This is a genomic window from Streptococcus dentiloxodontae (assembly GCF_053206925.1).
Genome location: NZ_JBRUHR010000022.1, coordinates 13,489 through 35,677 on the forward strand (window position 1 = coordinate 13,489; position 22,189 = coordinate 35,677).

Below are 22,189 nucleotides of genomic sequence, written 5' to 3' on the forward strand. Positions count from 1 at the left end.
TAGTTAACTAAATTGGGGAAGGATTTAAGAGAAATCTCTTGAGAACCCTGTGGCGCCCGTACGGGCAATGTTTCTGATGCCGTAAGGTTTGACGACTCGAAGGAGTGCCTCAATCTTATCAGCATGCCCTGTCACTTGAATGGTAATAGATTTTGGAGCAACGTCAACTACACTGGCTCTAAAAGGCTGTATAACCGCCAAAATCTCAGCGCGCTTGCTTGTTGGAGCCGATAATTTGACCAAAATCACTTCACGTTCAAGATGAGGCAAATCTGTAATATCACGAACTCGGACAACATCAATCAAACGATTAAGCTGCTTGATAATTTGTTCGACTTCCTCCAAAGAATCAACGTCAATGATAATCGTAATCCGAGAAATATTGGGTTCATCAGAACGGCCGACTGAAATGGATTCAATATTGACCTGCCTGCGTGATAGAACACCCGTAAAGCGATTAAGAACACCCGTTGAGTCTTGGAGCTTTGCTGTTAACATTCTACGCATTGAAAGTCACCCCCAACATTTCACTATTTGCTTTACCAGTCGGAACCATCGGATAAACATGCTCACGATTAGAAATGTTGATTTCAATCAGCATCGGTTTGTTATCCGTAATAACTTTCAAATCTTCTTCCAAGGTTGTTGGGTCTGAAAATTGATAATGAGTCAATCCATAGGCTTCAGCCAACAGCTGGAAATTAGGTTCATCATCAAAGGTTGATTCACTGCGATGCTCATCATAAAATGATTCCTGCCATTGACGTACCATACCTAGAGAATGGTTATTAATCAAAACAACCTTGATTGGCACACGATAACCATTTAAAATTGCCAGTTCTTGATTGGTCATCTGGAAACCGCCATCACCGACAAAGAGAATAACATCCTTGTCAGGGTTTGCCAATTTTGCTCCGATAGCCGCTGGAATCCCAAATCCCATTGTTCCCAGACCTCCAGAAGTAATCAGCTGACGTTCATTTTTGTAAGGATAGAATTGAGCTGCCCACATTTGATGCTGACCAACATCGGTTACCACAATAGCATCGCCTCCGGTAATACTTCCAATAGTAGCAATAGCATGCTGAGGCTTAATGACTTTTTCATCAAACTTATAAGAAAATGGAGCCTTAGCTTTATTTGCCAGAACCTCTTCTGTCCATTTTTCATGTTTGGTCCGGACTTCTTCGGTATTCAAGAGAATTTGAAGCGCTGCTTTAGCATCTCCTACAACTGGAATTTGCGTTTTAACAACTTTCCCAATCTCAGCAGGGTCAATATCTACATGAGCCACGGTTGCATGCTTAGCAAATGTTTTGGGATTCCCAGTCAGACGGTCTGCAAAGCGTGAGCCAAAATTAATAATGAAATCTGCGTCAGTCAAGGCCATATTAGACGCATAAGAGCCGTGCATCCCTCCCATTCCCAGCGACAAACGATGTTCAGCCGGAATGACACCCAAGCTCAGCAAAGTTGAGACTACAGGAATATTGTAACGTTCAGCAAAAGCGACTAATTCTTTGGAAGCTCCAGCATAATTGACGCCACCTCCAGCCAAAATTAGAGGCTTTTTAGAGCGCTTGAGCTGTGTCAGAATTTTCCTAACCTGCAATTCATTGGGTTGAATCGTTGGCTGATAGCCACGAACATTGATGTTAGGATCATATATAGAAGAAACCTTCTTTTCTGTCACATCTTTAGGAATATCAATGACAACCGGACCTGGCCGACCAGTGGTTGCAATATGGACAGCTTCTGTTATGACACGCGGAATATCAGCTGTTTCTCGGATTTGGTAATTATACTTGGTAATCGGCATAGTCACCCCTATAATATCCGCCTCTTGGAAGGCATCTTTACCAATACCCGGTGTTGCTACCTGACCGGTAAAGACCAACATAGGAACGCTATCACTCATACCATCTGCAATACCTGTAATTGCATTGGTTGCCCCTGGGCCTGAAGTAACCAAGGCCACACCAATTTGCCCAGTAGACTTAGCAAATCCTTCAGCTTCATGGAGTGCCCCTTGCTCATGACGCGCCAAAATATGCTTGATATCATCATGGGTATAAATGGCATCATAAAGCGGTAAAACGGCTCCTCCTGGATAACCAAAAATAGTTGAAATTCCAAGATTTACCAAAGTATCAAGAATTAAATCCGCACCTGAGCGCGATTGTGCAAGTTCAACTTTCTTCACACAGACCTCCTTTTCAGTCCTATTTGCGAATTGTCAAAAAATTCAAAACCTTGTCTTCTATGATAACACTTTATACCAATTTTGCAAGCCAAAGTACCGGATAAGCTTCCTTTTAAACATCATAATTTTCACAAGAAAATGAAGTTTTCAACACTCACTGAATCTTCCATACTATGGTAACATTTTAAACTTCAAAGTCAAGATAATTTTCAGAAAATTTTGGAATATTCTGGATAATTGTGTGCGTAAAAAAGAGTTAGAGCCAAAAGCAGCTCCAAACTCTTTTTTATTCATATAGATAAGACGTAGTTGTTGGGAGAAATTTGACTGACTAAAATCAGCCGAAAATTGCTGCTCAAGTTGCTTTTACAATTCTACTTTCTTTATTCAACGCTGAAGAGGTAAGGATAAACAGGCTGTTTTCCTTGGAAAATATCAACTTCAATATCTTCATACTTTTCTTCAAGCTTTTCAGCTACCACTTGCGCTTGTTTATCGGAGCCTTCTTCGCCGACATAAATCATAACAATTTCACTGTCTTCATCAATCATTTCGTCAAATGCTTTAAGAAGAGCTTGCTCCATGTCTGGCGTAGAAACAACAATTTTTCCATCAACCATAGCCAGAATATCATCTTTATGGATTTCAAGACCATCAATTGTTGTGTCACGAACCGCAAGTGTCACGCTTCCGCTGACAACATCCGAAAGGCTGGCAGTCATAGCCTCAACATTTTTTTCTAAAGACTGGCTAGGATCAAAGGCAAGAAGACTTGTAAAGCCTTGAGGGATCGTACGTGTTTCGACAACTGCAGCATTTACTTCTACAACTTCTGCGGCTGATTGAGCTGCCATAAAAATATTTTTGTTATTAGGCAAAATAATAATATTTTTTGCATTTACAGCTTCAATAGCTTTAACAATATCTTCTGTCGACGGGTTCATCGTTTGACCGCCAGAGATGATATAATCAACCCCTTGAGAAGTGAAAATCTCTGCCAAACCATCACCAGCAACGACCGCAATCAGAGCAAAATCTTTTTGTTCTGAAGCCGACACCTGAGCTGCTTCCTTTTGAAGCTGAGCATCATGCTGATTACGCATGTTATCAACTTTCACTTTTACCAAAGCACCATATTTGAGACCTTCTTGCATAACAAGGCCTGGATCTTCTGTATGGACATGAACCTTAACAATTTCATCATCATTGACGACAAGCAGAGAATCTCCCAGATTACTCAAATAGTTTTGGAATTCTTCATAGTTAAAATCCTTGACATAGGTAGGTCCTTGTTTTAGAGCCACCATTATTTCAGTACAATAGCCAAAAGTAATTTCCTCTGTAGCCACATGACCTGCAACCGATTTATGATGCTCTGCATTAATCATCTCAGTCATCGTAGCTGGCGTTGCCTGAAAATCTTCAGAAGCAATATACTCACCCGTCAAAGCCGACAAGAATCCTTCATAAATGAAAACAAGACCTTGACCCCCTGAGTCAACAACACCAACTTCTTTTAAAACAGGAAGCATATCCGGTGTTTTAGCTAATGCTGCATTGGCACCATCAAGAGCTGCACGCATAACTGCAACAGCATCTTCGGTCTCTTCTGCCTTCTTCAATGCTGCTGTCGCTGCTCCGCGGGAAACAGTCAGAATAGTCCCTTCAACGGGCTTCATAACAGCCTTATAGGCAACCTCAACCCCAGCTTGAAAAGCCTGCGCCAAATCACGTCCATCAAGCTCTGCTTTGTCTTTGATACTCTGACCAAATCCGCGAAAAAGCTGGGATGTGATAACGCCGGAATTGCCACGCGCTCCCATCAGAAGCCCTTTAGACAGGATTTGGCCAACCTCACCAACAGTTACAGCAGACTGATCAGCCACTGCCTTTGCTCCATTGTCCATAGTCATTCCCATATTAGTTCCTGTGTCACCATCTGGAACCGGGAAGACATTCAGTGAATTCACATATTCGGCTTGTTTACCTAAGCGTGTTGCAGCAGCCTGCACCATTTCTTGAAACAAGCTTGTTGTAATTTTGACCACTAGTTTTCTCCTACAACTTTGATGTTTTGAACATATACATTAACGGTATCAGCTTTTAAGCCAAGCTGATTTTCAAGGTTAAATTTAACACGTTCTTGAATATTCTTGGAAACTTCACTAATCTTTACGCCATAGCTCATGACCGTGTAAACATCAATTGAAATCCCTTTTTCGGTTGACTTGACAACTACACCTTTTCCATAATTTTCTTTTCTAAGAAGAGCCTGAAAATTATCTCGAATAGCACTCTTGCTTGCCATACCGACAACCCCAAAAATCTCAGTGGCCGAACCGCCAACAACAGTTGCTATAACATCGTCGGCTAATTCAATTTGGCCATCATGTGCATTAATTTTTACAGTCATACTGACTACCTCTCAAATTTTTCTCAGTTTATTCTATCATAATAGCTGACGCTTGTAAAAAGATACAGAAGAAACGGCTCATTTTACGGCTGTTTCCAAAGATAGAATCGATATTTGCTATATAAAAACAGAAATCGGAAGGCATTATCAGCTACCGTTGCTAACCAAACCCCTCTCAATCCCATATTAAGACTGATTCCAAGGAAATAGCCTAGAAAGATCCGAATAACCCACATCCCAAAGGCTGTTGCATAAAAGGGTACCTTTGCATTGCCCAGTCCCTGCCAAGCTGCTGTATAGACTAATGTCCCTGACGTAATAAGACTGCCAGCAAAAGAATAAAATAAAACCACCAAGCTGGCTTCAACAGCTCCGCTATTTTCCGTAAAGAGACCTGTTAAACTGCTTCCGAAGAAAAAAATACAGCTAGACACTAAGACCATTAGCAAAGAGGAAAGCCAATAAGACTCACGAACAATAGCTCTGACTTCTTCTTTTTTACCCGCTCCCATGCTATGCGCTGCCAAGATTATAGTTGCCGTTGCCACACCCATACCAGGCATATAATTAAACTGTGTCAGGGTTTCACCGATAGCATTTCCGGCAACGGCTTCTGTTCCAAATCTTACAATAATGGCTATAATTACCACATCACCAGCACGCATCATCAAACGCTCTCCGGCTGCTGGCAAAGATAAGCCAAGCAATTCCTTGTTAAACGGCTTGGTAAACTGAATATGTTTGCTGTCCAGTCTCATAGCAATCCAAAGAATAACGGTTCCAATCAGGCGAGAAATAACGGTGGCAGCAGCAACACCGGCAACGCCCCAATTTAAAACAAACACTGCTGCTGCAGATAAACTAGCATTGAGAACATTACTAAATATACTGACATGCATAGGCATACGCGGCTTGCCCTGAGCACGCAAAATACTCCCAAAGGCCGTCATTAAGCCAAGAAAAATAATTCCACCACCAACTAAAGCTAAGTAAAGAGTCCCAGCCTGAACTACGTCAGCATCTGCACCTAAAAGGCGAAGAATAGCAGAACCTCCCAAAATAGATAATATCCCTAAGACCAGACTTAAAATAATTGTTGTCAGGATAGAATCCCAAATACAACGGTTGGTTTGTTCGTCATTTTTCTGCCCCATGTTTTTAGCAATCAAGCTAGCGCTAGAAGCTCCAAGAGCAATAAAAACAGCCTGATAAACAGTCACAATATTATTTGCCACTGATACTCCTGACATAGCAACAATCCCAACTTGAGCAACCAAATAGGAATCAACTACCCCCATTAACATCTGAAGGAGATTCTCCACCATGGCAGGCAGGGCAAGGTTTAAAATTCGCTTTGTATTTTTCATCATTTTCAAAAAAGAAAAGAGCTCAGAGGCTCTTTTTTACTTATCTAAGCCGAGATACGTTTCCACAGCTTTTTGCATCTCACTGCTTGCCGCGACCGTCTTATGGCGTATTTTAGCCTTTTCCAGACCATTAACGGCTTCTGGAATCGCAACACCAGAAATCGCATTTAGTTCACGAACAGCAGCGAAGTCATCTACCGCATCTTTACCAGTGACCGCCTGAACCGCAACTCGAGGGAATTTATAAGGACTGGCTGTCGAAGCAATAACCGTTGGAGTCGCATCTCCCGTTCGATTCACATAAGCTTTGTATACTGCTGAGGCTACTGCTGTATGGGGGTCTTCCACGTAGCTAGCTTCATCATAAACACGTTTGATTTCTTGAGCTGTTTCTTCTTCCGTTGCAAAACCTGCCTCAAAAAGGTTTAAAATGTCTTGGTTAACACTAGGCAATACATATTCACCTTTTTTAGCAAGAGCTTCCATCAATTCCTTAGTTTTGGCAGCATTATTATCAAGTAAATGGAAAACCAAACGTTCTAAATTAGATGAAACTAAAATATCCATTGAAGGGCTGGTGGTTACCTTGAAATCACGTTTCTTGTCATAAGTCCCTGTTGCAAAGAAATCTGTCAAAACGTTATTTTCGTTAGAAGCACAGATAAACTTAGCAATTGGCACACCAATCTCGCGTGCATAGTAAGCCGCTAAGATATTACCGAAATTGCCAGTTGGTACAGTGACATTAATCTTGTCACCATTTTGAATATCTCCAGATTTCACCAGCTGTGCATAGGCATAAACGTAATACACCACCTGAGGTACCAGACGGCCGACGTTCATAGAGTTCGCAGATGAAAATTGCGTTTTATGCGCTAGTAATTTAGCGCGTAAGTCCTTATCGTTAAACATACGCTTAACATCTGTCTGAGCATCATCAAAGTTTCCATCAATAGCAACAACATGGGTATTATTCCCAGTCTGAGTTGTCATTTGCAGTTCCTGAATCTTGCTGACCCCGCCTTTAGGATAAAAAACAATAATTTCCGTTCCCGGAACATCAGCAAAACCTGCCATAGCTGCCTTCCCAGTATCTCCAGAGGTTGCTGTCAAAATAACAATTTTATTGTCAACACCTTGTTTTTTGGCAGATGTTGTCAAAAGATAAGGCAGAATAGACAATGCCATGTCTTTAAACGCTATGGTTGAACCATGAAAAAGCTCAAGATTGTATTGGCTGCCAAGTTTAACCAGTGGAGCAATATCGGTTGTATCAAATTTTTCGTCATAAGCATTATTGATACAATAATCAAGTTCTTCTTCAGTAAAATCGTCTAAAAAAGCAGATAAAACAAGCTTGGCTATTTCTTGGTAAGAAGCATCTTTTAATTGGTCAAAATTCAAGGCTACTTCAGGAACCGTTAAAGGCGTAAAAAGTCCGCCATCTGCTGCCAGCCCTTGTAAAATCGCTTGACTGGCTGTGACTTTATTGTTTTCATCACGTGTTGATTGGTATACAAGTGTCATACTAAATCCTCTTTATTGATAGTTTACCTTTTATTCTAGCATAATTGTCAGAAAGTTTCTACACAGCTCCGGCTTTTCCAAAAGAAAAAGGAAGGAAAGAACTCAACAAATAACAAAAGAGTTCGCCTCTTCCCCCGCACGGTTCAAAAGGTTCTTCGAATCTTTTGAGTTAGCAGATAAAGTCAAGTGATTTTGATCTCAAATTAGGTCAGGTCAAGAGTGCAAAACGTAAATGAAACTGCAATTCAACAGCGGTTGATGGCACTGAAGTGCCTAACGGACTGTACAGAGGAAACTCTAGGTTAGTAAAGCTACTTGGTTACCTCAAATCGTTCACTGGACGTTTTGAGTCCTACCCACTGCCTTATGATGTTAAAACGAACCCTAATTGAAGAGGTTGGACTTTTTGCCCAACCCCCTAAATTTTTAATACGTTTCTTTTGAATCTTTGTTAGTTGTAAAACTCAAAACACTGGAAAGACTGCCACCTGATAAATTCAGCTTGCCGTCTTTTTTTGTAAAGTTCAGAACCTGACCTTCAGACAAATCAAAGCCATCTAAACTTGCACCATTATCAACATCTGTAACGGTAATGGTATGCTTCATGCGGTCAACCTTACCCTTAAACAAAGTCATAGACGTAGTCCCTGTTTTTGAGTTGTAATCCTGATGGGTATCTTCTGCAACTTGCTGCAAAACATCATCTAAATCATCTTCGAGGGTATCCTTATCATAAACTTCATCAATAGAACGACCATAATAAGCTTTAAATTCATCTTCTAAACCAGAGTAAGTATCCTTTATATAATCAATGTAGTCTTCAAGATAAGTATCTTTGTCAAAAGTATAAGTCGCTGTGACTTTTACGGTGTCATTTGTAACTTTCATACTGACCGAAGACTTATCAATATAGTCACCAATATCACCATCACTATCATCTAGGAACTCTCCCAAATCTTTAATATCATCATTGGAAGTAATGCTGGCAGTATAATCCTTGGTTAAGGATGGACTATACCATGTGCCATCAATATTACCAGTAAAGTAGCGAATACCAAAATAGCCTCCTACACTTACAATGATAAGAGCAATCGCCGCAACGATACTCCAAAGAACTATTTTGCCTTTCTTAGTTCCTAAACGCTGACGCATAGTAGGCTTGACCGTTCCTGCAAAGGTTTGATTAGGAGTTTCAGATACAAAAACAGGCTGCACCACTGGTTGTGTATAACCTTGCACTGGAGCTTGCTGAACAGGAGTGAGTGATTGGGTAACTCCTCCTTGCTGAAATTGATCATACGATGTTGATGACGTTTGTGAAAAAACAGCTTGGTTGACATCTGAAGCAAATGGTTGTTCATGCTCTACAAATTGGCCAGATGATGGAGCCCCTTGACCAAAATTTGCAGAAGTTATATTCTGATATTCTGACTGTCCGAAATCTCCTTGCAGTGGTGTTTGATTGTCCTCTGCAGTTGGTGTAATTAGACCATCTGGCTGTTCTGCGAAATCAGATGATACAAATTCCCCCGCTTGCCGGGCAGCTGCCATTTCCTGTACACTTGGTTTACGGCCGTTTACAGTTTCAAAATATTCAATCCATTCTTCTCTTGTCATTGTTTTTTCCTCTTTTTATTTTTTTGTAAAGACAATATCTTTAAAATTATCATAGGTTTCTAAAGTGAAGTGCGAGCCCGATGCTTTGTAGTAAACAATGTCTCCTTTAGCAAGATTAGCATCATCTTTATTACTTGTGTCAACTTTAGTAACTGTAATCGTCTGATCTATACGATTTACCTTGCCTTCAAAGGCTACATAGGTTACCTTCCCTGTTTCAGTGTCGTAACTATAAGAATCTGGAAGTTCCTTTATAAGGCTTTCATCAACAGTCTTATAAAACTCTTCTTTCGTCAAAATTATATCAGAGAGTTTATCCTCTGAGGCCGTTTCTTGATAATCACTGAGTGTTTTATTGACGTTGGTATTATAAGTCTTATAAAGGGCTTCACGATTGTAAACAAAGCTGATGACAAGTTTGACTTTGTTCTCCTTAACCGTCATTGTTGACTCAAAATCCGTATAGAGAGATTCATTATCTGCCAAATAATTGGTATAGTTGCCATCAGAAGATTTTTCCTCTGCATAGGACTCCAGCTTTTTTCTAAGCTGTTTGCTTTCCCAACTCCCTTCAATATTACCAGATAGGTACCGATACCCATAATAACCACCGATACTTACTGCAACTATAAAAATAGCTGCTGCAATGCCAAGGACAACCCACAAAGCCTTGTTTCTCCTCGGCTTAAGTTTTTCATTAAAGATAAGAGCTTCCTCAGTAGCATCACCACTAGCTTGAGTGGAATCTGTTACATCCTTGGTCGTGTTATTAGGCAAGAAATACTCTCCAGTTGCCAGAGCATTTGAAACTTCCTGAACACTAGGTTTGCGTCCATTAACTTTTTCAAAATGGTTAACCCACTCTTCTTGATTCATAAGAATCCCCTTTTTGTTAATAACAGTTCCATTATAGCAGTTCTTATAATCTTTTTCCATTAGTTTCCTTAAATTTAACATTTAAACAATTTAAAGCAGACCTTTAAAAACTTTTGGCAATGGCTTTCTCCAAAATTTTTTTGTTTTTTATAAAATGTTAAAACCATTCCGCAGACGAATACTTTAAACAAAAAATAATAATTTTTTCTAAACACTAAAAAACAGGTTGGATAACCTGTTTTTATGTACTACATTTATTTAGAATCTGAATCTGTAACATCTTGGACTTCGCGCTGAACCTCTTTACCTTCATTAAGCAAAGCCTGAACAATCTTTTCATCACGCAGTTTGACAGAATCATTGATGGTTTCTGCAGATTTAATGACAGCAGATTCTAATTGAGCACGCTGCTTACGGCCATTGTCAATGGCAGCTATGATACCATTGTTTTGTTCGACCAGACTTTGAGCTAAAGCTGTTACTGATTCTATTGAGACAGTTGGATTTTGAGCTGAGCGTTCCAAAGCCGGAATAGCCTCCTTGCTTGTCTCTGCTAACATTTGCAGTGCAGCATTATTGGCATTAACAATAGCATCCGCTGTAGCTCCTGATTTAACTGACTGCTGCAACATGCCTAGCTGTGCAATTGACAATTTCATCGTTGGGATAGTATTCCGACGGAGCATACCTAGTTTTTGGCGCATGTCTGATGATACTTTAACCAAATTACGCATCTGAGGAGTCGTTGCCCAGGCAACATAAAGGCGGCTGACATATTCTGTATGCTGCTGCTCAAGCGTATTAATAACCTCAGTAATACGCCCCAGTTCATCTGATTTGACCTGATAGTCTGGGCTTGAGCTATTAAGCTCTGCAATCTCTTTTTGAAGATTGACAGCACGTTTAGCAGATTCTTCCTGAGTGGATTCAATAAAGGCAATGACACCAACTAAATTCTCAATAGAAGCCGTGTTATCTTCGATAAGTTTTTCCGCCGATACAATATTTCTGGCAAGGGTATCTTCCTGTTTTACCACCGTTACTGCCATAGAATCCAGTTTGTCTTCTACATTTTTAGAATCAAAGTAGAACTCTTGAAGGTTAGCTTTAGTCTGTTTAAAAAGTTTAGATAAGAAACCCTGTTTTTTCTCAAGCTCTGCAGGGCTGGCATCTTTATACTTAGCAACAAAACCATTAAGCTCACGATTGGCAGTGAGAAGCAGCTGATCAACTTCTGGAATTTCCAGTTTTTTCTGTTCAGATAAAATGTGGTTAACTGTTGTATTGACTTTCTCAACAGCTGACGTCCCAAAATCAAGCAGGGCATTTTGATCGGTAACAAAAGTGTCTACAATAGCCGGTGTCTTCTCCTTAATCGCTGACTGCTGCTCGGGTGTCAATTTCTCCAAAAAAGCCATTTGACCCGTTTCATTTGTATTGCTTTCAATAATTTCGGTTGTTTTATCGGTTTTTGAGATAGCATTGTTAGCAATCTGATCAATATCAAAATTAAATGAATCTGCCATGACAACTCCTTTTTTTTAATTCCTGACTGGCGATTACTGACTTGTGAAAAGCCTATAGATTACAGTTTGGATTTTTCCTGCATCATACGCAGGCTGATTTCAAAATCACTAAGCTGATTTTCATTGAGCTTTCTAAGCGTCTCATCAAGATCTTTATCAAACTGTTCTATGGCCTTCTTAGCTTGGGACAGACGTTCTTCTGCATTATAGTAGTCCTTTGGAGATTTTTTGATTTGCAGGTAACCCACTAAAATATCCTTAAAGCGATTCATATTAATCTCATGAAGTGCCTCAAGCTCTGCTTGATTATCCGCTTTTTCCAGCTTCCCCAAAATTTCCATATGGTCACGCTGAATATTCTGATAAGATTGTGCAATTTCCGGAGCACGTTTGAGAATTTCCTTCTCCTCATCCGACGCTGGCGACCCTACCGTAATATCTAACTTTGTCAGCTGAGCCTCAATATCAGCAGTCACTTCATTAGCCTTTTTGGTTACGCGCTTATAGATTTGTAAATCCATATTGGACTTCAAGGCATCCGCCTCATATCTGATATCTTTTAATTTTGGCAATAGCTGGCGCCCTAAAATAGCGTAATTCGTATAATCCTTTTCATCCAAGTAATTATCCATCAGCTTAACCTGACGGTCTGCCTGTTGGATTGAATCTTTTAAATCCTGCAGGCGCTGACTAATATTTTTTCTTTGCAAACCTGTTTTACGAGTAGCCAAATAATAAATACCATAGCCCACTCCTACAATCAAAAGAATGGGTAAAAGATACTGAATGACAACAGCTGCAAAAATAACCAAGAGAACCAACCCTGCTATTACACCTCCACAGCCAAGAGCTAAGCCTGAACCAAGCCCAAATCCCGCTCCAGACCGAGAAGAATATGGCGGACGATAACCATTAAATGGTGGTCTAGGTGGCATAAGACTTCCTTTCCGAAATGATAGTTAACATTATTTTACCTTAAATCAGCCAGTAAATAAAGCATTACTTGCCTAATTTAAAGAGCATGCATGTTTTTACTGCAAACTAAGAAAATTTAAAAGAGATCCATTCACTCAAAATAAGTGTCCGAATCTCTTAACGCAATGCCATGAATTGTCCCCAGCCTTTTTTAACGCACCCGCCTACAAAGGACAGAAACACTAAACATCTAAATTTCTGGGAAAAGCTTTGCTAAAATTTTTGGCGTGATAGCTTGTCCCGGCCCTTCATGGCAATAAGTGTGCATATACATTGAAGGATTGAAATTCAGCTCAATACAGGTGCAATTAGGATGTTCCTTGCTGGAAAGTTTGGTCCAGTCAGGGATAATCAAATCCACCCCACAAGCCCATGCTCCCATGGACTTTGCCATAGCTGCAGCCAGTTCTTTATAGGAATTATTCATCTCATCCGTTACATCAATAGAATCACCGCCAGTTGAAATATTGGAATTGCCTCGCAAATCAACTTTAACACCGGCAGACAAAATATCGTCTGGTTTATATCCCTGCTGACTAAGCATCAGAAGCTCAATATCTCCCAATTCAATGATTTCCAAAGGCGAACGATGATCTCGTCCCCGCAGCGGGTTTTGATTTTTTAAATCTACTAACTCACGAATCGTATGCTTCCCATCACCCACAACATTGGCAGCCACGCGCAGAAGCACCGCTTCACATTTGCCGTCCAAAATAAAGAAGCGATACTCGGTTCCAGCTACAAATTCTTCAACCAAAAGACTGCTATCTTCTGCAAAAGCAATGTCCAATGCCCTGCTATAGTCCTCTTGACTGCTTCCTTCTTGGAAAATAGATATCCCCAATCCAAAATTAGTCGACTTGGGCTTAACGACAATGGGCTGCTTCTCAATTTGCCCATAATAAGCCAGTGCTTCTTCCTTATTATCAAATTCTGCTCCAGACGGTGCCGGAAACCCATAAGCACGTAGAATTTTTTTGGTGACAACTTTGTTGGCCATAGCCAAAGGAATAACATAATTATCCTTAGAAGTCATGTTAGCGTTTTTTACATATTCAATATGATTGCCATGCCACAATTTCAGAAATTGATCAGATTCGTCCAAAACCTCAAAGTTGACCCCTTTTTGAATAACATCAAACAACAGCATTTGAGTGGATAGCTCCATGGTCTCATAACCTTTAAGAGCATACGGCGCCTGCCAAGCATAGTCTTCATAGCTCTGCCCTTTCTTGCGCCCAAAAGCTTCCAAGGAACCATCTTGAATAGCATGATATAATCTGCCGCCGATTGTTTTTTCAGGATCAGCAACAGCATCCTTCACTTTCTGAATGAGTCCTTTTTGATAATGACTAAACTGAAAATGCTGGCTTAAAGCATCAAAAGCTGACAGTATATCCATGATGGGAGCATCTTCAGGTAACTTATCCAGAGGATGACTAAGGGCTACTCTTTCATTAATAGCATCGCCTAACGCAATAGCCTTATCTGCATCTGCTGCCGAATCTAGCCAAAGCATAGCCAAAGCAAAGAGATGGATAATATCTAACGTTTCTTGAGCAATCCCTCGGTGGTCAAAAGGATCTAAATCAAAACAGCGAAACTCTAAGTAAGTCACACCCTTTTCTAAATAGTCTCGATTGTATTTACTGCCACGCAAGCGAACAGCTGAGTAAAATTCTTTCTCTGCGATTAACTGACCCTTATTGACATAGCCCTCAATATCCGCTACATACCTTTCCAAAGTCTGGTAAGAGACACGAATATCATCATGGTTAACATAACCATACTGACTGTTTCTAATAGATCTTACAGGGGCTGCATCAGCTAAAGGTTTATCCAAAAAGCCCTGCTCTGCTATCGGCGAAGCTCCAAATAAATAGGTCAAAAAGAAACGGTAACGCAGGAAATTTTGTGCGAGTTTTAGATACAAGTCATTTTTAAACGTAATCCAATCAGTGTATCCGCTAAGCTCAAAAAGCTTGGTGACTAAATCCTTGCCCAATTCCATATTATAGTGAATACCACTCATAGACTGAAGTTTTTTACCATAAGCCTTGGCCAAATGCTCTCGGTAATGATACTCAAAGCGGCTCTCCAACTGTGCAATCGTAATTTCATCCTCAGTTATTTGAGGCGGCATGGATAAAGGCCAGAGGTATTGATCCGCTTCTAGACTTCGGCCTGCAACATCCGTAATAGCCCCCAAGAAACGCAGTGCTTCTTTGGTTGATTTGGCAACAGGGGTGATCAACTCTATCTGAGGCTCGCTATAATCGGTCTGAATATAGGGATGAAAATTACGGGAACCTAAAACACTAGGGTGGGGCTTTTGGCTAACACGATGAGTGTTACGTGTTATCCGCAAACTTTCTCTCTCCAGTCCAAATGTCGCTTGAAAAAGCGGCAGAGAGGCTGATGCAGACTGTAATAATTGATTAAGGGGCATATCTTCCTCCTAACACGATAAAGAGCTGGCATTGCTGTATTTGAACCAACTTCCCTTGATACTCACTCAAAAAAGTAAACCTTTACATATTTTATAATATCATTCTAACCCAAACCATTTTCACAAGCAACTTTTCGCTATGTCTATTGTCTCCAATTTAGCAATTCCTATTAAATGATAGCTTTTCTTTATCGCAGAAAATAGCAGAGCTGGAGATGGGCAGTATCATTTTCGCCTCTCCAATTATTTCTGCAATTAATCTTTCTTATTTGAAACATCAAAAACAAAAAACACCAGTACTTAAAACTGATGTTTGCCATTACTGTAAAAGTGTTTGATAATGCTCGGCCTCTGTTTTATTTGCCCAGACAAAATGACCCGATTTGATTTCAACCATCTGTGGCTGGTCTTTAGAATAGTCATGCTGATTGACATCATAAACGATAAGTTTCTTTTTTCTTTCCAAAATCGGATCAGGAATCGGAACCGCTGAAAAAAGCGATTTTGTATATGGGTGAATCGGATTGCAAAAAAGCTCCTCTGTCTCCGCTACTTCTACAATAATCCCTTTATGAATAACAGCAATGCGATCTGAAATAAAACGCACTACTGACAAATCATGAGCAATGAAAAGATAAGTCAGCCCAAGTTCCCGCTGAAATCGCCTCAAAAGATTGAGCACCTGAGCACGGACAGATACATCAAGCGCTGAGATAGGCTCATCAGCGATAACAAAATCAGGTTGCATAATAAGCGCCCGCGCAATTCCAATCCGCTGACGCTGTCCTCCAGAAAACTCATGAGGGTAGCGTGTCAGGTGTTCCGGAAGCAAACCAACCGCTTCAAGCATCTGCCTAACCTTAGCCTTACGATCTTCCTCATCTTCAAAAAGCTTAAAATTATAGAGCCCTTCAGAAATGATATAGTCAACTGTAGCACGATCATTCAAACTGGCTGCAGGATCCTGAAAAATCATTTGAATTTTACGAATCAATTCGCGTTTTTTCTCTTTAGAGAGCTTGTCATTAATTCTTTTGCCTTCAAATAAAATCTCACCATTTGACGTTTCATTCAAACCGATGATCGCACGCCCAATCGTCGTTTTCCCAGAACCAGATTCACCAACAAGTGAAAATGTTTCTCCTTTATTGATGAAAAAATTAGCATTTTTGACTGCAACAAACTTCTTTTTGCCTTCGCCAAAGGAAATCTCAAGATCTTTTACTTCAATGAGTTTCTCAGCCATTTCCTTCCTCCCTAAAAGTCATTTTCTGTTTTATCTTTTCATGAAGATTGCTAATCAAGCTAGGTTTATCAACCTTAGGAGCCTCAGGGTGCAATAACCATGTTTTTGCCCAGTGCGTTTTGGTTACCTCAAAAATTGGGGCCTGTTCTTCAAAGTCAATTTGCATCGCATACTGCGAACGAAGGGCAAAAGCATCCCCCTTAATAGGAGTATACAGTGACGGCGGTGCGCCAGGAATTGAAAAAAGCTCTTCGCTGTCATTAGCTAACTGAGGCAAACTTGATAAGAGACTCCAAGTATAGGGATGGCGAGGATCGTAGAAGATTTCTTCTACCTTGCCAAATTCAATAATCTCGCCAGCATACATAACAGCTACACGATTCGCAATACTAGCCACCACACCAAGATCATGCGTGATAAAGATAATGCTAAATCGATACTCCTGCTGCAAACTCCTCAGTAAATCTAAAATCTGCGCCTGAATGGTCACATCCAAGGCTGTCGTCGGTTCATCACAAATAAGAATATCCGGACGGCAAGCCAAAGCAATGGCAATAACAATACGCTGCCGCATTCCGCCAGAATATTGAAAAGGGTACTCACTGTAACGCGCCTCCGCATCAGGGATACCTACCTTATCCATATAATCAATCGCCAGCAATTTGGCCTGTTCTTTTGATTTTCCTTGGTGTTTAATAATAACCTCGCTAATCTGACTGCCAATAGATTTTATAGGATCAAGACTAGTCATGGGATCCTGAAAAATAGTTGCAATCTTAGACCCACGAATACCTTCCCAGTCTTTATGTGTTTTCAGATGGGTCAGATCTTGACCACGGTAAATAATCTGTCCAGAAGCAATACGGCCATTGTCTTCCAGCATGCCAGTGAAAGTCTTCGTCAAGACCGATTTCCCGGAGCCCGACTCACCTACCAAGGCCAGTACTTCTCCCTCAATCAAATCTAAAGTGACACCTCTGATAGCAGTCAATACACGATCGCGAACATCAAATTCAACAACCACATCGCGAGCCGTCAATATTACATTTTTGTCTGTCATAAAAACTCCTATCTATGAGAACGAGGATCACTAGCGTCGGCAAGGTTCTGTCCAACAATAAAAAGAGACAGAGAAACGAGGATCAGCACCGTTAACGGAATCCAAAAAAGGTAGGCATTCGTTGTTAAATTAGATGAGTATTTCGAAATTAAGCGTCCAAGACTAGGTTCAGTCAGCGGAAGACCTAAGCCAAAATAAGATAGAAAAGCCTCATAAGAAATAAAAGCCGGAAGCATTTGGCTAGTCGAGGTAACAATAACCGAAATCAGCTGAGGCAGAATATTTTTCACCATCATTTTAAACATAGGTGTTCCCAAAGTACGGCTAGCAAGATTATATTCCAAATCCCTATAGCGCAAAATTTGTACACGAATGAAATAAGCTGTACTCAGCCAGCCGGTAATACACATGGCAAAAATGAGATTCCAAAAACCTGCGCCCATAGCATAAGTCAAAACGATAATAATCAGCAGAGTCGGAACATTGGCAATGATATTGTAGACTTCAAGCATCAGACGATCTAGCGACTTTGACACTCCCCAAAGTCCTCCAACGATAACGCCGACAATCAGGTTAATCAAAGTTGCAATAACAGCAATCAAAATCGAATTTCTAGCTCCATACCAGACGCCGTCAAAAAGAGACTGTCCATTTTTATCGGTGCCGAACCAATATTCAGCACTTGGCTTTAAATTACGCATGGCAAAATTATTAATATTGTCCACAGAAGCAAAGTCATAGCTAGAAAACATCGGATAGATAAAACTCATCAAAACAATTACTATAAGGAGAAACAACCAAAAGTAAGTTGATTTCTTTTTAAAAAATTGGCGGCCAACCGAACGCCAATAGGAATACGATGGGGCATCAATAGTTTCAGAGACTGTTTTATCTACCGTAACAAATTGAAATTTAGATTTGTCAACAACAGCCATCACTTACCTCCTTTCCCAGACAATTTAATACGAGGATCCACGATAGTCATCAAAATGTCTCCCAAGAGCATCGAAATAATAGAAACAACCGTGAAAATAAAGACAATCCCAACTATCATAGCGCTATTGGCAGCTTTGACAGAGTCAATTAAAATTTTTCCCATGCCAGGAAAAGCAAAGATAGACTCTGTCAGAGTTGCACCGCCAATAACACCAATAATAGCACCTGGAATACCCGATACTATTGGAACCATAGCATTCTTAAAGACATGCTTGCGTGCCACCTCAGCTTCTGACAGCCCCTTAGCTCGTGCAAAACGCACATAGTCACTGGATTCCTGATCAATCAGGTAACGACGCATCCAAATAGCAACTCCTGGAATTGACATAACCCCTAATGATAAAGCTGGAAGAGTATAAGAACGCCAGTCCTGAGCTCCATATTGGGTAAAAAGAATTGGAAAACCTAAGAAACTAGAACCTATGTAGCGTAAAATATAAACCAAAGCAATACTTGGAAGCGCCATAAGGAAGGTCAGCATAACTGTTGAGACATTATCAAATAATTTATTTTTATAGCGTGCCATAAACATGGCCAAAGGAAGCCCGACGGCATAAGCAATAACTACACCAATTAAGCCTGCAATAGCAGAGCTTGTAATCATGGAAGGATCTTTATGTATCGTTTCAGTTTTCGTATAAGGATCACTACCATAAAGAGATTTAACTTGAGCGTTAGCAGTACTAGGAGATTGGTAAGTCCGCGAATCAATATCTACTGAACTCATCTTAGTCAAACCGGACGGGAAAGTTACCTGCAGCATCTTGGTCAAACCCTGTCTATCTGAAATAACATCTAAAACCTTGTTATTAGCATAAGTTGGGTAGGAAACACCTAGATCAAATGTCACGATATTTTGGTGAATGTAAGGAAAAGAAGCATTAAAGTAAATTAAATATTTATGTTCAGTTCCAGATCCAACTAAAGACCACCCTACTGATTTATCATTCACAATTTTAAGGTAACGTTTTAAGTTTGGATTGGACTTATCCTGTACCTTCCAAGGATGATCAATGTCAATAAGATGAACATAAAAATTCCAAACTCTCTCATAAACAGGTATATCTCTGATAGCATAATAGCCACCCTCTTCAAACTCGCCTAATCGCCAATTTCCAGACAAACCATCAAGATAAGTCTGCAGCTTGCTTTTATTTGATGCTGAAGTAGCAGAGGTAATACTACTGTCTTTCTTTTGAGCTTTAGCCAGCAAATCTTTACTATCCCAATAATCAATGTAACCCATTTTATTCAAGATAGTACTTTCATAATCAACTTTTTTATCCGGAGTAGAAGTGTTTTTGCTGTAAGCGGCATCTTGCTGGAAAATATAGGTCTTTGGGATCATCGTAAAAACAATAACATAGACCAAAGTTGTTACCATAAAAATGGAAATTAATGACCTTAAAATGCGTCCAAGAATATATCTTTTCATACTAGTTCCTTTAACAAAAAAGAACCTTCCTTTATTTTTAGCGATTTAGCTCTTTTTAAACAACGAAGTGCAGACTGCTGAAATCCTTGAAAAGAAATTCAGACCACAGAATGAGAGAAACAACCTTATTCTTATTCCAGTACAGCAAACTAAGTTGAACCTGACGACAAAGAAGGGAAACCCTTCTTGTCACAGTAATAAAGAATAAACTAATCTATGCTATCAGAAAGTTCTTTTTTTAATTTTTAATCAGCAATGTGATCAGCCAAATCCTTTTGGTAATCAGCATTTGATTTTTCTTTTTCTTTCAACCAAGTTTCACGAGCTTTTTTGTATTCCTTGGTAGTAACTAAGTCTTCTTGAATCTGACGGTATTTATAAGTGTAAGCCCCGCCTTTCGTACCAACCCAGCTGTAAGCAGCAGTATATGGTTTTAGGTAAGTAACCACATCACTTCCTCCGTCTGAAAGAGTTGGAATAAATAATGCTGAGTCAGTTAGCCAAGCCTGAGCTTTTGCAAAAGCCTGTTCTCGAGCCGTAGTATCATCCTTAATATCATTGGCTGTTTTAACCAATGATGAATAAGTATCAAGACCAACCGTCGAAATAGCAGAAGATGTGCTTCCAGCCTCAAGACCTAAATATTTAGTAGCGTATGCCTGACTGTCAGAAACATCAAAGATTTGAAGATAAGAGTAGGGATCTTCATAGTCTGGCTTCCAAGCAAAGTTAAAGCTCAAATCAAAATCTGCCTGGCTGCCATTTTCAAAGTAATAATCCGAATTATAGAAGTCGTCAAAAGACATCTCATGGAGATCAATAACAACATTTTCTTTTCCAAGCGATGCCTCAACAGATTGTTTGAAAGACTTAGCCTGTGCTAATATCTCCTCACTTGTTGAATTGACATTGACATCCAAATGAATTGGGAAAGTTACTCCTTGTGTTTCTAAGCTTTTTTTAGCCTTATTAAATTCCGTAACTGCTCTATCCGTATTGTAAAGACTGTCTTGACCATCATCCAGAGAAACATCAGTCCACTCATCGCCGTATGAGGATAAATTAGACTCAACTACAGAACCAAAATCCTCCCCATCAACTGTTACAAATGTCGGAGGTACAAGAGCACTGCGAAGAATATTGGCTGCTCCTTTTTTACCATTGAACTGAGCTGCATAAGACATACGGTCAAAGGCAAAGGAAATCGCTTGACGGAAGTCTTTATTTTGAATTGCTGCCTTGGTAGATGTCTTCTGAGCATCTGTAGTTTTTGCGCTGGTAGTATAAGCAGTGCGGTCAATATTAAAAACTGCTCCGTTGGTTACTGAACCTTGAGGATTAGAATAAATGTTGTCTTTATACTTTTTAACAGCGTCATCGTAGTGAGAGGCTGTTGGAAGCAAAGCAACTCCCGTATATTGTCCATTTTCAAAACCGTTATAGACAGCATTTGAATCTGAACCATCATTATAGGTAAAATTAACATTTTGGATGTGAACATTATCTGCATCCCAATAGTGTTCATTTTTAGTCAACGTAATGGATGATTTAGATGTTAAACTTGAAATAATATAAGGACCATTGTAAAGAAGGGACGAAGGATCTGTTGCATTTCCAAATTTATCACCCTGTTCAGTCAAGAAGTCTTCATTTACAGGGAAAAGAATGGAGTAAGTTGTCTTAGAGTTCCAGTAATTTTCTGCTCCTGTCAGAGTGTATTGGACAGTATGATCGTCAATCGCTTTTACCCCAACCTTGGAGAAATCGCCGCCATTGGTAATATAATCATCTAGACCTGCAATAGAATACTGAACAAGATAAAGAGCTGAGGCCTTAGAATCTGCTGCATGCTTAAGCCCCGTTACAAAATCCTTAGCAGTCACAGGAGCATATTGCTCACCATCAACCGTATACCAATAAGCATCATCTCGAAGTTTATAAGTATAAGTTAACCCGTCAGATGATACCGTCCAATCTTTTGCCAGTGAACCAATTAAATTACCATACTGATCATTTTCTAGCAGACCATCAATAGCGTTCGAGGTTATCTGGTTTGTTTCCCCTGTACCGTCTTCAATATAATCTAAACTTTTTGGATCTACTGAATAGGTGGTATTATAAGTGGAAGTATCAGTCGTTGCATTGTTGCTGCAAGCCACAAGCAAAAATACTGAAAGCATTGCAACCGAAATTATTGTCAAACTTTTTATTAATTTTTTCATAAGCCTCTCTAGTCCTAAATATTATTTTTATTAAAATCAGAAGATTCAAAATATTTCTTCCCGTATAATTATAAGAATATCTTAATTATATCTTAAAAAGCGCTTCTTGTAAATAATAATCAGACAATTTCCCTTACTTTTCATAAGTATAGAAAGTTCTAAAATGAAGTTAGCCACTTAAGGATATTAAAAAACATCTCAGAGAGATATAATTGTAATCACCACAACAACAATTAGGAGGACTCTGAGATGCAAGATTATTATACACCAAAAGGAA

16 protein-coding genes are annotated in these 22,189 nt (G+C 39.8%); all 16 read right to left on the reverse strand.

Annotated elements, in window-relative coordinates; all coding sequences use genetic code 11:
- Nucleotides 1-24: 24 nt before the first annotated feature.
- The 16 genes from ilvN to ACVRZ8_RS09465 all read right to left on the reverse strand — a co-directional run bounded on the left by ilvN (nucleotide 25) and on the right by ACVRZ8_RS09465 (nucleotide 21,912).
- Entirely contained in the window at nucleotides 25-507 is a 483-nt protein-coding gene (gene ilvN, locus ACVRZ8_RS09390; RefSeq protein ID WP_447449071.1) for an acetolactate synthase small subunit, read from the reverse strand.
- A complete protein-coding gene (locus ACVRZ8_RS09395; RefSeq protein WP_447449072.1) occupies nucleotides 500-2,203 on the reverse strand; it encodes an acetolactate synthase large subunit in 1,704 nt (567 codons plus the stop codon). Before ACVRZ8_RS09395 ends, ilvN begins: the two co-directional genes overlap by 8 nt.
- Nucleotides 2,204-2,586: 383 nt before the next feature.
- Nucleotides 2,587-4,251: a fatty acid kinase ATP-binding subunit FakA gene (fakA, locus tag ACVRZ8_RS09400; RefSeq protein ID WP_447449073.1), complete on the reverse strand. Its 1,665-nt coding sequence runs from the start codon at nucleotides 4,249-4,251 to the stop codon at nucleotides 2,587-2,589.
- On the reverse strand, nucleotides 4,251-4,616 hold the full coding sequence (locus tag ACVRZ8_RS09405) for an Asp23/Gls24 family envelope stress response protein (RefSeq protein WP_447449074.1): 366 nt from the start codon (nucleotides 4,614-4,616) through the stop codon (nucleotides 4,251-4,253). Before ACVRZ8_RS09405 ends, fakA begins: the two co-directional genes overlap by 1 nt.
- An 83-nt stretch (nucleotides 4,617-4,699) precedes the next feature.
- Nucleotides 4,700-5,983 (reverse strand): MATE family efflux transporter, encoded by a 1,284-nt coding sequence (locus ACVRZ8_RS09410; RefSeq protein WP_447449075.1) that lies wholly within the window; start codon nucleotides 5,981-5,983, stop codon nucleotides 4,700-4,702.
- A gap of 36 nt (nucleotides 5,984-6,019) precedes the next feature.
- Nucleotides 6,020-7,510 carry a threonine synthase gene (thrC, locus tag ACVRZ8_RS09415; RefSeq protein WP_447449076.1) on the reverse strand — a complete coding sequence of 497 codons (1,491 nt, stop codon included), beginning with the start codon at nucleotides 7,508-7,510 and terminating at the stop codon, nucleotides 6,020-6,022.
- A 426-nt stretch (nucleotides 7,511-7,936) separates the two neighbouring features.
- Nucleotides 7,937-9,127 carry a hypothetical protein gene (locus tag ACVRZ8_RS09420; RefSeq protein ID WP_447449077.1) on the reverse strand — a complete coding sequence of 397 codons (1,191 nt, stop codon included), beginning with the start codon at nucleotides 9,125-9,127 and terminating at the stop codon, nucleotides 7,937-7,939.
- A 15-nt stretch (nucleotides 9,128-9,142) separates the two neighbouring features.
- Complete coding sequence (locus tag ACVRZ8_RS09425; RefSeq protein ID WP_447449078.1) at nucleotides 9,143-10,063, reverse strand: hypothetical protein; 921 nt, start codon at nucleotides 10,061-10,063, stop codon at nucleotides 9,143-9,145.
- Nucleotides 10,064-10,257: 194 nt separating this feature from the next.
- Nucleotides 10,258-11,529, reverse strand: coding sequence for a toxic anion resistance protein (locus ACVRZ8_RS09430; protein WP_447449079.1), 1,272 nt, complete (start codon nucleotides 11,527-11,529; stop codon nucleotides 10,258-10,260).
- Nucleotides 11,530-11,588: 59 nt separating this feature from the next.
- Nucleotides 11,589-12,464 (reverse strand): hypothetical protein, encoded by an 876-nt coding sequence (locus ACVRZ8_RS09435; RefSeq protein WP_447449080.1) that lies wholly within the window; start codon nucleotides 12,462-12,464, stop codon nucleotides 11,589-11,591.
- Between the two features lie 230 nt (nucleotides 12,465-12,694).
- Nucleotides 12,695-14,953: a bifunctional glutamate--cysteine ligase GshA/glutathione synthetase GshB gene (gene gshAB, locus ACVRZ8_RS09440; protein ID WP_447449081.1), complete on the reverse strand. Its 2,259-nt coding sequence runs from the start codon at nucleotides 14,951-14,953 to the stop codon at nucleotides 12,695-12,697.
- 319 nt (nucleotides 14,954-15,272) lie between these two features.
- Nucleotides 15,273-16,199: an ATP-binding cassette domain-containing protein gene (locus ACVRZ8_RS09445; protein ID WP_447449082.1), complete on the reverse strand. Its 927-nt coding sequence runs from the start codon at nucleotides 16,197-16,199 to the stop codon at nucleotides 15,273-15,275.
- Nucleotides 16,192-17,259, reverse strand: a complete 1,068-nt coding sequence (locus ACVRZ8_RS09450) for an ABC transporter ATP-binding protein (RefSeq protein WP_447449083.1) — start codon at nucleotides 17,257-17,259, stop codon at nucleotides 16,192-16,194. Before ACVRZ8_RS09450 ends, ACVRZ8_RS09445 begins: the two co-directional genes overlap by 8 nt.
- Nucleotides 17,260-17,267: 8 nt before the next feature.
- Complete coding sequence (gene oppC / locus ACVRZ8_RS09455) at nucleotides 17,268-18,194, reverse strand: oligopeptide ABC transporter permease OppC (RefSeq protein WP_447449084.1); 927 nt, start codon at nucleotides 18,192-18,194, stop codon at nucleotides 17,268-17,270.
- Nucleotides 18,194-19,690: an ABC transporter permease gene (locus tag ACVRZ8_RS09460; RefSeq protein WP_447449085.1), complete on the reverse strand. Its 1,497-nt coding sequence runs from the start codon at nucleotides 19,688-19,690 to the stop codon at nucleotides 18,194-18,196. Before ACVRZ8_RS09460 ends, oppC begins: the two co-directional genes overlap by 1 nt.
- Nucleotides 19,691-19,935: 245 nt before the next feature.
- Nucleotides 19,936-21,912 carry a peptide ABC transporter substrate-binding protein gene (locus tag ACVRZ8_RS09465; RefSeq protein WP_447449086.1) on the reverse strand — a complete coding sequence of 659 codons (1,977 nt, stop codon included), beginning with the start codon at nucleotides 21,910-21,912 and terminating at the stop codon, nucleotides 19,936-19,938.
- Nucleotides 21,913-22,189: the final 277 nt, after the last annotated feature.